The sequence below is a fragment of the Gammaproteobacteria bacterium genome (genome assembly GCA_011375345.1).
Taxonomy (GTDB): domain Bacteria; phylum Pseudomonadota; class Gammaproteobacteria; order DRLM01; family DRLM01; genus DRLM01.
On record DRLM01000017.1, the window covers coordinates 17,846 to 30,339 of the forward strand.

A 12,494-nucleotide genomic window follows, 5' to 3' on the forward strand; every position below is an offset into this window, starting at 1 on the left:
GGCCTTCGGGCCGCCCTTTTTTATTGACTCGTCCAATCAATATGTGGCCGGGTGTGACATCACGGCCGCCCCGACCCCACCAGTTTGATCAACAGTTCCCGCGGATTGCGCTCCGGGCGGAACAGTTCCCGTTGCGCAATGGTGCCGAAGCGGGGGCTCAGTTGGTCCGCGATGAACCGGGCCTGAAACCGGGCCTCGGGGTGATAGTAGATAATCTCAGTGGTGTTCACGCTGACATTGGCCACGTCCACGCCGCCCAGCGTAAAACCGCTTTCAGCCAGGGTGCGCACAATCCAGTCGCGGTCCCGCGACCAGGCTGTCGCGGCCGGATCCAGGTGGATGGTGAGTTTGAACAACGAGTTTTGCAGACGCCTGGCGTCGTTGCGCGCCGCAGAGGCTTGCACGATGAGCTGCCGGGCCTGCGCCAGGCCGGCTTCCAGGCTTTGTTTCATTTGCGCCAGTTCCTCTTGCGCACTTTCGGGGTTCAGGCGGCGCAGCGCATCGCGCAGCGCTTCGAGGTTTTCTTTCTCCTGGCGCAGCGCCTTGTTCACGTCTTCGGCTTGCTGTCTGAACCGCTCAAAATCCCGTTCGAACTGTTCCGTTTTTGCTTTGACATCGGCCACGGAGGTTTCCGCCTCTTGCGCCACTGCCGCCACTTTGTTTTGCAGGCTCTGCATCCCTGCTTTAAAGTCGCCCGCCTGCCGGATGCCGAAAAACGCCAGCAAGGCCATGCCCACACCCAGCAGCCAAAGCTGGCGCTTGGCCCAGGCCATGATCTTGACCTGGATGGTTTCCTGGGTTTCGGCCGCGACCAGGCGGGCCTCCCGTTTGAACTGGTCTGTGGCCTGGCGGGCAAGCTCATCGGCCAGCTTGGCCGCGGCACCCGGGTTTGCAAGCTGGCCGGCCGTGGCGGGCAGGGCTGCACCGCACTGGCTGCAGTAGCGCTGGGTGGCGCTGATTTCCGCGTGGCAGTCGGGGCACTCCATGGGACGCATTCCGTCAGCGGCTCAAGGCGCGCCGGCGCCCCTCGTGCACGATGGCGTCGTAGTCGTTTTTCAAGTATCCGATGCCGCGCAAATCCAGCAGCTTGGCCTCATGGCCGTGCCTGTCCAGCAGCATGTAGGCAACCGGCTGGGTGCTGACTTCGTTGGCTTTCTCGGTGGCTTGCGCAAGATAGACAAAGTGGTTCTTGTCGTAGTCCACCGAATAAACCGCGTGTTCTCTCATGCTGGTGTCCACAAAGATTTTGTATTTGACGGCGGACTCGCTGAGATGGGTCACCTGATTGGGCATGCGGCTCACAAACAAGTCAACGCGCACGACGATATGACCCTGATCCAGCTCGGACAAGGTGTGCGGGTCCGCGGGCACCCAAAAATCGCCGGACAGCAGTATGGCCCCGGTTTTCTCCCGAATGAGGAAATAACGGCCAAAGCCCTCCAGCACAAACAGGTCCTGTTGCACGGGATCAATGTAAATGGTGAAGTTGATGAAGCCTTTGATATAGATGCGCTGCTGGATCAGTTCCTCGCGCAGCTCGTTGACGCCGTACAGATCTTTCAGCTGTTGCCAGTTCTGCGCCCCCATCATGCGGGAAAACACCTCGTCCATGCGGGCGTTTTGTTGGGCGATGCTGGGCAGCGGCAGATCCGGACTGACCGGGCCCGCTTCATCGCGGGGGGGCTCGAGAAACAAAAACACCTGCTTGTAAGACTCGGTCTGCGACACGCGTGCGATTTGTATGGGCACGAGTTTGGTCACAGCACACGCCGTCAACATGCATGGCAAGGCGAAGGCAACCAAAAGGGGAAGTCGTTTTGTGAATGGTCCCACGATGTGCGCGCTCCGTGCCGCCTGGACGCATGGGTCGGAGTCACACCACGGCTGATGCCAGCGGCGCTGCCCTTGAACACTCAGGGGGAACTTAACTTTTATTGCGAAAGGAAATCAAGCGCCCCCCGGGGGCTGGACCATCGCGCAGGGCGGTGAGGGAAGTGCGCACGCTGGGGAGATGGGGATGAGGGCGCGGTAGATCTAAGGCGCGGGAGACAGCAGGTGACTATGGCGGCCTGTTGGTGTTGTACGTCCAGGGGTTGCCCTGCGTGGCGTCGAAATAATCTTCCCAACGCACGGCCTTGGCGTCGAAGCCACCGTCGAAATAGGTGTAGGTGCCATCCGAGCCGCCGGGCCCGCTGCCTGCGGTGTAGGTGTAGCGGCCACCGGTGACGGTGGAGTTCTGGACATCGCTGGCCATGTCGAAGCTGGCCGAACCGTCGGGCAGACTCATGGTGTTGGTGACGGTGCCGGCGGTGCTCATGTCGCTGTAGCTGCTGTTGCTCATGTCGATTTCGAACAGGGCCGTCACGTCTGGTGCATTGAGCATTTGGCTGATACGGGGTTTGGCATCGAATTTCCCTTTGTAAAACTCCATCGCCACCTCGCCGTCGTTGAGAATCTGCCGGATCAACACCCGCTGCGGGTTGCCTTCGGCGTTGGCGGTGTTCACGCCGGTGCTGATATCCAGCGGGTCTGTGCCATTGCCGCCGCTGCCCCCCCCGTCACCGCCCACTGCGGAACCGGATCCTCCCTGAAAGCTGCCAAAGCCGTTTTGGATGTACACCTCCTGGATGAAGCCTTCGGCGGGATCGCCGACGATCAGGTGATAGTAATTCAACCCGGTGTCAGGGTCCGTTACCACTTCCGGTGTCACCGTCACGGTGTCGTATAAAAAACGGGTGCCGTCACTGTCGATAAAAGCGCCGGTATTGTCGGGCATGAAGTTCAGGGTAAATTCCGCCGCGGCGGGTGGGAGACAGGTCAGTGTGACCACCAGACAGGTACAACAGGGAAAAAGCGCAGTGCATGTCTTCATATGAGGGGGCTTGCCCATGGCCGAGTGCAACGACTGGGTTATCGGCAATTTATGCAATCCCTTTAAGAACCCCTCTTCAGCTTTTGAATTTTCTCTAAATTTTTATAGATGCCGTCCGATATTCTCGGTACCGGCCGCGCCCCCTGGCGCGTTTGCCTGTCGCCACGGAGGGTTGATTTCCCAGTCGCTGACACCGAGGTGAAGTTAATGACGCGTGGCGCGCTTCGATTCCGTACACTGTCGATCCAAGACCCGCCTTCCCCCTGCCCCGCCTCCTCCACCTCCGGCACCCTCCGGATTGTTGCGCCGGCCCTGCTGTGCCTGCTCTTGCTTTGGAGCAGCGCCGCCGTGCGCGCCGGCGATTTTGTTCAAAGCGACTGGTCTGCTGGTATCCCCACCGACACCACGGCCTGCAGCGCTGCCGGTGGCACGTGGACGGGCAGCGAATGCGCCGCCGTGCATCCGGGCAATCAGACGGGCTGGAGTGCCTACAGCACCAAGGACAGCCTGCTCAATGTGACGGGCGGCGGCGCCGATTTGCAGCTGGGAACCACCGGTGACAAGGTGCAGGATGGAAGTGAAAGCGATTTCACTTTCAGCCGCAACACCGCAGCGCAGCACACCAGCAATTACGATTTTTCCGTAGGCGGCACGCTCTCCGCCACCACGGTCCGCAGCGGCGCCGTGCGCTTGAGCGAAACGGGGCACACGCCCTCCTGGGTCGCCAACAGCGCCTGGAACGCGCCCGACGTGGGCAGCTACAGCAAACCGGCCTTGGCCGATCTGGACAACGACGGTGACTACGATCTGATGCTGGGTTCCTCCAACGGCATTGTGTACGGCTACCGCAACACCGGCACTGATGCCACGCCCAGCTGGACTTCCCAGAGCAGCTGGAACGCGCCGGACATCGGCAGCTACGTGGCACCGGCCCTGGCGGACCTGGACGGTGACGGCGATCTCGACCTGATGATCGGCGAATCGGCGGGGCTGACCTTCGCCTACGAAAATACCGGCACCCTCAGCAACCCGGTGTGGAGCGCCAAACCGGAATGGAATCTCAGCACCGATGTGGGGAGCTGGGCCGCCCCTGCCCTGGCGGATCTGGACGCTGACGGGGATTTCGATTTGCTGGTGGGCAACGTCGACGGGGTGAGCTATGCTTTTGAAAACACGGGCAACGCCTCGGCGCCCGTGTGGACCGCCAAGACCGCCTGGAACGCCCCCGACATCGGCGGCTATTCCGGCCCTGCCGCGGCCGATCTGGACGGTGACGGCGACGTCGACCTGATCATCGGCAGCTCCGGCGGGATCAGCTACGGCTATGCCAACAACGGCGACAACACCTGGACGGCCAACACCGCCTGGGACACTCCCGATGCCGGCAGTTACGTGTATCCCGCCCTGGCGGATCTGGACGCCGACGGCGATCTGGACTTCCTCGCCGGCAACATAGGGGGTAACGCCACCGGCTACCGCAACGACGGCAGCAGCACTTATGCCGCTTCAGGCACGATGACCTCCCCGGTGATCGACACTGTCAGCCAGCTGGGCTTCACCACGCTGGATTACAGCGCCACTGTGCCCGCCAACACCACCCTGAGCCTGGATGTGCGCGCCGGGGATACGGCCACCCCCGACGGGAGCTGGACCGCCTGGCTGACGGGCGTCGCCAACGGTGGCGACATTTCCACGCTGGGGACGCGGCGCTATGTGCAGTACCGGGCTGTGTTCGCCACCACCGACAGCAGCGCCACCCCAACCCTCAAGGACATTACCTTCAACTACGCCAACTATCCCCTGGCCAGTGCCGTGGCCCGCTCGGGGGCCGGCAGCGCGGCGGCCGTGACGCTGGGAATCAATTTCGCGCCGTCCATCACCGGCACCTACAACAGCCCCTATTCGGTGGTCAGCGTTCATGTCTCCGGCAATTACGCCTTCATCGCCGATGATTCCGGCAACTCGTTCTCGGCTCACCGCATCGTGGATATCTCCGACCCCGCCAGCCCCGTCCAGGTGGCCTACACTCAGCACGGCGCGCGCATCTGGGATGTGTTCGTGGCCGGCAGCTACGCCTACGTGGCTGCCACCGACAAGGGCCTGGCAGTGGTGGATATCTCCACCCCCAGTGCCCCGGTAACGGTGGGCACCGTGGATACTCCGGGCTGGGCCTGGGGGGTCTACGTGGAAGGCAGTTATGCTTATGTGGGGGATTACACCACCGGCGGCCTGCAGATCATTGATGTCAGCGACCCGGCCAACCCCACCATTGTCGGCAGCCTGGACACGCCGGGAGACGCACACCGGATTCATGTTTCCGGCAACTATGCCTATCTCACCGACGGCAGCTCCGGTTTGCAAATCATCGACGTGTCGGACAAGGCCAACCCCACCCTGGTGGCCACTTATTCCGATACCGTCAACGGCGTCTACGTCAAAGGCAACTACGCCTACATCACCGGCACCGGCTTCAAGGTGCTGGACATTTCCAACCCGGCCTCCCCCACGCTGGTGGGAACGGCGGGGGGGGCCAGCGCCGGCCAGGGGGTGATCGTGGCGGGGGATTATGCCTACATGGCGGACACCAACTATTTGCGGGTGTTTGACATCAGCGAACCCACCACCCCCACCCAGGTAAGCAGTACCGCCGTGACGTATATCAACGATGTGTACGTGGTGGGGAATCAGGCCTATGCCTCTGCGGCCAGCGCCGGCATCCACGCCATGTCCCTGGGCCCGTACAGCAACTCGGGATCATTCACGTCCCAAATACTGGACGCCGGCCAGCATCTGGGCTGGACCACCCTGTCCGCCACCGCCGCGGTGCCGGCAGGCACCAGCTTGAGCTACGATGTGCGCGCCGGCGCCAGCGCCACTCCCGACGGCAGCTGGACAGCGTGGATCACCGGCGTGGCGGACGGTGGCGATATTTCCGCCCTGGGCACCCTCCGCTACATCCAGTACCGCGCCAACTTCGCCACGAGCGACACCAGCGTCACACCGTCGCTGGATGCCATGGCGCTGAACTTCAACCACTACGCTTACAGTGCCAGCCTCATTTCCTCGCCCTTCAACACCACTGCTGCCGGCAATCTGCTGGACGGCCTGGTCTGGACCGAAACGCTGCCCCCAGGCACCGATGTACGCATCGAGCTGCGTACCACCCCTGACAGCAGCGGCGCCCCCGGCACCTGGAGCGCCTGGCTGGGTCCCGATGATGCCGCCGGCAGCTACTGGAACTCCGGCAACACCAGTGCCGGCGGCTGCAGTGGCAGCGGCAGCGTGGTCTGCACGGTCATGGCCGACAGCCAGCGGGACGGCCTGGCGGACCAGTGGTTTCAGTACCGCGTCACGCTCACTTCCGATGGCAGCGCCACCCCCACCCTGGCCAGCCTCACCAGCAGCTACGGCAGCAGCGGCAGCAGCGGCATCACGGTGACCCCCACCGGCGGCCTGGCCACCTCGGAAAGCGGGGGCACAGCCAGTTTCACCGTGGTGCTGGACAGCGCCCCCGGTGCCGATGTCACCCTCGGCATGTACAGCAGCGACACCACCGAGGGCACGGTCGCGCCCTCTTCGCTGACGTTCACCCCGGCCGACTGGAGCACACCCCAGACCGTTACCATCACCGGAGTCGACGACTTTTTCGACGATGGCGACGTTGCCTATTCCATCGTCACCGCCGCCAGCGTCAGCAGCGACCCCGCGTTCGACGACATCAACGCCGCCGATGTCAGCATCAGCAACGTGGACAACGACACTGCCGGCATCAATGTCTCCCCCACCTCGGGTCTAATCACGACGGAAGCCGGGGCCAGCGCCAGCTTCACCGTGGTGCTGAACACCCAGCCCACGGCGGACGTGACCCTGGCCCTGTCCAGCTCCAACACGGCCGAGGGCACGGTTGCGCCCGGCTCGCTGACCTTCACCCCGGCCGACTGGAGCACGCCCCAGACCGTTACCGTCACCGGGGTGGATGAAAACGTCATTGACGGCGATCAGGCCTATACTGTCGTCACTGCCGCCGCCACCAGCGGCGACAGCCAATACAGCGGCTTCAACGCTGCTGACGTGGCCGTGACCAACAGCGATGACGACACCGCCGCCGTCACCGTGAGCCCCGCCACGCTGACGGTGAGCGAGGCGGGCGCCTTCGCCCCTTTCACGGTGACCCTCACCAGCCAGCCCACGGCCAATGTCACCATGATGCTGTCCAGCTCCGACAGCAGCGAGGGCATGGTGCTGCCCTTTGCCATGACCTTCACCCCCAGCAACTGGAACACACCCCAGACGGCGACGGTGTTCGGGGTAAACGACCAACTGACAGACGGCGACCAGACTTTCGCCATTGTCACCTCCGCCTTCACCAGCGCTGACAGCAACTTCAACGGCGTCAACCCCGCCGACATCACCGTCACCAACACCGACGACGATACGTATTCCATCATCGTCACCCCCAGTTCGGGCCTGGTCACCACCGAGAACGGCGGCAGCGCGGAATTTAAAATCGCCCTGGGCACCCAGCCCACGGCGGATGTAACCATCAACCTCAGCAGCAGCGATACCAGCGAAGGCTATGTCACCCCGTCGTCCATCACCTTCAGCCCCAGCGATATCGTCAGCCGGGGCAAGCCGGTGAAAGTCATCGGCGTAAATGACGCCCAGACCGACGGTGACCAAAGCTACTCGGTGATCACCGCCCCCGCGGTCAGCGCCGACAGCAATTTCAACGGCCTGGACGGCGCCGATGTGACGGTCACCAACCTGGACAATGCCCGCGACCTCATTCGGCTGGAAGGCAACCAGTACGGCGCGTTGTTTGGCTACAGCGCGGCGGCCGCTGATGTCAACGGCGACGGTTATCAGGATCTGCTGGTCGGGGCTTACGGCAGCAATACCGTTTATGCGTACCTGGGCTCTCCCAGCGGTTATTCCCTGACCCCCGACTGGAAGGCGGTGGGCAGCGGCAGTTTCGGTTATGCCGTGGCCAGCGCCGGGGACATCAATAATGACGGCTATGACGATCTGCTGGTGGGCGCGCTGCAATATTACAACGGCCAGTCCACCGAAGGCGCCGCTTTTCTGTTCCTCGGATCCGCCGCCGGCCTGCCTGATGCAGACAGCGACGGCACTGCCCAATTGTCCGACGCCGCCTGGGCCTTCGAAAGCGACCAGACCGGTGCCAACGCCGGCGCCGCGGTTGCGGGAGCGGGGGATGTCAACGGCGACGGCTACGACGACATCCTCATCGGGGCCCAGTACTACGACAACGGCGAATCCAACGAAGGCGCCGCCTTTTTCTTCTATGGCAGCGCCACCGGTCCGGCCGATGCCGACAGCGACGGCATCGCTCGCCCCGGCGACGCCAACTGGACCTTTGAGAGCGACTATGCCAACGGCTATGCCGGCGCCGCCCTTGCCGGCGCTGGCGATCTCAACAACGACGGCAAGGCCGATATCATCATCGGCATTCAACGCTACAGCAACGGCCAGACCTACGAGGGCCGCGCTGTGGTCTTCTATGGCAGCGCCACCGGCCTCGCGGACGCTGACAGCGATGGTACCGCCCGCATGAGCGATGCCGACTGGGCGGCGGAAATCGACCAAACCAGCGCCTACTTCGGTTATGCCGTGGCCGGCGCTGGTGATGTCAACGGCGACAACTACGACGACATTATCGTGGGAGCATATCTCTGGGATGCCGGTACCACCAATGAGGGCGGGGCCTTCGTCTTCCACGGTTCCGCCAGCGGCCTGCCCGACGGCGATGGCGATGGCCTGGCCAGGTTCAGCGATGCCAACTGGTCCGCCAGCAGCAGCCAACTCTATGCTGAACTGGGCCGCGCCGTGGCCACCGTCGGCGACTTCAACGGCGACGGCTACAGCGACGTCATCGTGGCCACCCCCGACTACGATGAAAGCTACGCCAGCGTCAATATCGACGAGGGCCGTGCCGCCGTTTACCTGGGCGCCGCGTCGGGCCTGGCCGGCAGCGCCTCCTGGACCGTTGCCGGTGAGCAGGCCAGTGCGCTCATGGGCTACGCCCTCGGTGGCCTGGGCGATCTCAACAGCGACGGCCAGGACGATGTTTTCGTGAGTGCATACCAATGGGAGTCCACCAGCGCCGAGAGCAATGAAGGGGCCGTCTTTGTCTACCTGAGCAAACCCCAGTCACCCGCCATCACCGTCACCCCCACCTCCGGTCTGCAAACCTCGGAGAGCGGCACCAGCGCCACCTTTACCGTGGCCCTGAACCTGCCGCCCACGGGCGATGTCACCATCGGCTTGTCCAGCTCCGACACCGGCGAAGGCACGGTCTCCCCCGGCGCGCTCACCTTTACCCCCACCGACTGGTATCTGCCCCAGACGGTCACCGTCACCGGCGTGGATGACAGCGCTTTCGACGATGCTGTGGCCTACACTATCGTCACCGCCGCCGCCAGCAGCACCGACACCCGCTACAACGGCATCAACCCCAGCGACGTGGCGGTGACCAACAGCGACGACGAGCAGGCCGTCGTCAGCGTGAGCGCCACCGACGGAAGCGCGGCCGAAGAGGATTTGAGCACTGCCACCTTCACCCTTTCCCGCACCGGCCCCACCAGCGCGCCGCTGACGGTGAATTACACCGTGGGCGGCGATGCCACCCCAGGGAGCGATTATGTGGCCTTGGGCGGCAGCGTCACCATCCCGGCCGGGAGCGCCTCGGCCACCGTGACCGTCACGCCCCTGGACGACGCCATCGCCGAAGGCAGCGAGGACGTGTGGCTCAACATCAGCACCGCCGCCGCCTATGCCCGGGGCAGCACCTGGAGCACCAAGGTCACCATCACCGATGACGAGACCGGCGGTATCACCGTCACCCCCACTTCCGGCCTGCAAACCCATGAAAGCGGTGGCACGGCCACCTTCACGGTGGTGTTGGACCAGCCGCCCGCGGCCGACGTGACTCTGGCCTTGCAGAGTTCCGATACCACCGAAGGCGCGGTGGTGCCCACTTCCCTTACGTTCACCCCGGCCAACTGGAACGTGGCCCAGACTGTCACCGTGGTGGGCGTGGACGACACCGGTTTGGACGGCGACGTGGCCTATACGGTCTACACCGGCGCCGCGGTGAGCACGGTGAGCGTCTACAACGGTCTGAACCCCGCCGATGTGGCGCTGACCAATCTGGACAACGAGGCCATCAACACCGTGAGCGTCACCGCCGCCACCGCCAGTCTGGCCGAAGCGGGAGCGCCAGCGGTGGCCTTCGTCGTGAGCCGCAGCGGCGATACCGGCGCCGCCCTGACGGTAAACTACAGCACCGGCGGCACGGCCACCTCCGGTGGCGATTACACCGCCTTAAGCGGCAGCGTGACCCTGGGCGCCGGCAACGACAGCGCCACCCTCACCCTGACGCCCCTGGACGACGGTACGGTCGAAGGCAATGAAACGGTGGTGCTCAGCTTAAGCAGCGCCGCCGCCTACCTGGTGGGTAAACCGGCATCGGCCACCGTGACGCTGGTGGACGACGAACAGAACACTCCCCCGGTGGTGAACTTCGGGCTGGATCAAACCGTGGCGGAAGGCACCACTGCCACCGTCACCGCCGTGCTCAGCGGCCCGGCCCTGGCCTATCCGGTGACGGTGCCCTACACCGTCGGCGGCACGGCCACCAACCCCGCTGACCACGACGCGGCCAACGGCAGCATCACCATCAGTTCGGGACTCAGTGGCAGCACCAGCTTCACCGTGGTGGACGACGGCGCCGGGGAAGCCGACGAAACGGTCATTTTCACCATGGGCACACCCACCAATGCCGCCGCCGGCGGGCGCACCACCCACACCGTCACCCTGACGGAACTCAATGTGGCCCCCAAGGTGAAGCTGGCCGCCGCCCAGGGCGGGGCGGGCACGCGGCTGGTGGTCAGCGGCGGCGGCAATGTGACCGTCACCGCCACGGTGAGCGATCCCAACCCGGCGGACAGCCACAGCTACGACTGGAGCCGCAGCAACAACAATCTGGTGGACATTACCGACGGTGATCCGGCCACTTTTGTATTCGACCCCACCAGTCTCTCCCCGGGCTTTTACGCCGTGCGGGTGGACGTGACCGACGACGGCTCCCCTGCCCAGACCGGCCAGGCAGAGCTGCTGCTGCAAGTGGCGGCCAGCGCACCGGCCTTGTCTGCCGGCACCGACAGCGACGGCGACGGCATCATGGACGACGCCGAATCCTTCGACGACAGCGACGGCGACGGCATCCCCGATTACCTGGACGCCGCCACATTGGCCTCCCACGAGCTGCAGGTGCTGTCCGGCGAGGCGGCCAGCTACGTCATGCGCACGGAGCCGGGCCTGAGCCTGCGCCTCGGCGAGGTGTCCTTTGCGGCAGCCGCCGACGGGGCCGAGGTGAGCAGCACCGATATCGCCAGCTACGGTGGCGGTGAAGGCCAGCCGGGCAGCGCCCCGGCCACCGACACGGTGGCCAATGTGGGCGGTTATTTCGACTTCGAAATCGGCGGCCTGACCCAGGCGGGGCAGTCGGCGCGGGTGGTCATTCCCCTGCTGGCGGCCATTCCCGAAGGGGGCACGTACCGCAAATACGACCCGGTCACCGGCTGGGCGGACTTCACCGTGGACAGCGCCAACGCCGTGGCCTCCGCCCCCGGCGCTCCCGGTGCCTGCCCCCTGCCGGGGGATGCGGCCTACACCAGCGGCCTCGGCAGCGGCCACTACTGTCTGCAGCTCACCCTTCAGGATGGCGGCCCCAACGACGCCGACGGCGCGGCCAACTACGTCATTGCTGATCCGGGCGAACTGGCCCTCAAAGCCGTGACGGAGGACGCAGGACCGCTCGCCGCAGATGACAACAGTGCAGTGGACAATGGCACTGGGGGCACCGGGGGCACCGGGGGCACCGGGGGCACCGGGAGTGACAATACCCCGGCCCAAGACAACCGCCCCGACGCCGCCGCAACGGGCCGCACCGGCGGTGGCGCGCTTGGTCTCTTCGGCCTGCTCCTGCTGGCCATGGGTGGGCTGTGGACCCGGCAGGCTCCCAGGGCTGAGCCAGGTGGGGCCACCGCTGGGCCCCGCCTGGAAAAGCCTCTATACTTGGGCGCTGCTTGTTGGGGGAAGGGAGCCGGGAACGATGCGACTGAACAATAACACCCTGGGACTGGCCTTGGCGGCACTGGTATCAAGCCTGCCGGCAATGGCTATTGGGGCGCCGGACGATCAAAATGACGGACGGAGCTGGCACTACAGTTTCGACCACACTTACAGTCACGGCATGCCTTCTTCACGGATACCCCCCCAGCCCAGCTGGTTCAGCGGCCGTTTCGGTCTCGCCCGGGGCGTGGGCGAAGCGATCCGCCTCCACCGCCTGACCCAGTGGGACAATGGCGAGCGCAGCTATGCCTATTACATCGGCGATGTCCTGTATGCCTGGTACGACCCCTGGGGCCTGGAGTTGAGCATCCGCGACCTGCAAGACACCACCCGGCCGGTGTGCCACTGGGATCCCCTCAGCCGCTTCCAGCGCGACAGCAGCGCGCCCCGGGAACACTGCGAAACACTGCTGCACAAGCTGGCAGCAACGCTGGCCAGAAGCGGGCCTGCGCCGCTTTGATTCCCC

The 12,494-nt window shown here is 64.6% G+C and carries 5 protein-coding genes; 2 read left to right on the forward strand and 3 right to left on the reverse strand.

Annotation, left to right across the window (positions count from 1 at the left end; translation table 11 throughout):
- Positions 1 to 59 precede the first annotated feature (59 nt).
- The 3 genes from ENJ19_01415 to ENJ19_01425 all read right to left on the reverse strand — a co-directional run bounded on the left by ENJ19_01415 (position 60) and on the right by ENJ19_01425 (position 2,872).
- On the reverse strand, positions 60 to 995 hold the full coding sequence (locus tag ENJ19_01415; protein HHM04387.1) for a zinc-ribbon domain-containing protein: 936 nt from the start codon (positions 993 to 995) through the stop codon (positions 60 to 62).
- 4 nt (positions 996 to 999) lie between these two features.
- The gene (locus tag ENJ19_01420) at positions 1,000 to 1,761 is read right to left on the reverse strand and encodes a hypothetical protein (GenBank protein ID HHM04388.1); all 762 of its coding nucleotides are present in this window, start codon (positions 1,759 to 1,761) and stop codon (positions 1,000 to 1,002) included.
- Positions 1,762 to 2,059: 298 nt separating this feature from the next.
- Positions 2,060 to 2,872, reverse strand: coding sequence for a hypothetical protein (locus tag ENJ19_01425; protein HHM04389.1), 813 nt, complete (start codon positions 2,870 to 2,872; stop codon positions 2,060 to 2,062).
- Between the two features lie 108 nt (positions 2,873 to 2,980).
- Here ENJ19_01425 and ENJ19_01430 point away from each other — a divergent pair, with 108 nt between their 5' ends.
- Both ENJ19_01430 and ENJ19_01435 read left to right on the forward strand, forming a co-directional pair.
- Positions 2,981 to 12,025 carry a hypothetical protein gene (locus tag ENJ19_01430; protein ID HHM04390.1) on the forward strand — a complete coding sequence of 3,015 codons (9,045 nt, stop codon included), beginning with the start codon at positions 2,981 to 2,983 and terminating at the stop codon, positions 12,023 to 12,025.
- Entirely contained in the window at positions 12,009 to 12,488 is a 480-nt protein-coding gene (locus ENJ19_01435) for a hypothetical protein (protein HHM04391.1), read from the forward strand. The genes ENJ19_01430 and ENJ19_01435 overlap by 17 nt, the downstream gene beginning before the upstream one ends.
- Positions 12,489 to 12,494 lie beyond the last annotated feature (6 nt).

Coding starts and splice junctions, on each gene's coding strand:
- ENJ19_01415 (HHM04387.1), bottom strand. CDS start 995: ATGCGTCCCATGGAGTGCCCCGACTGCCACGCGGAAATCAGCGCCACC.
- ENJ19_01425 (HHM04389.1), bottom strand. CDS start 2,872: ATGAAGACATGCACTGCGCTTTTTCCCTGTTGTACCTGTCTGGTGGTC.
- ENJ19_01430 (HHM04390.1), top strand. CDS start 2,981: ATGCCGTCCGATATTCTCGGTACCGGCCGCGCCCCCTGGCGCGTTTGC.
- ENJ19_01435 (HHM04391.1), top strand. CDS start 12,009: ATGCGACTGAACAATAACACCCTGGGACTGGCCTTGGCGGCACTGGTA.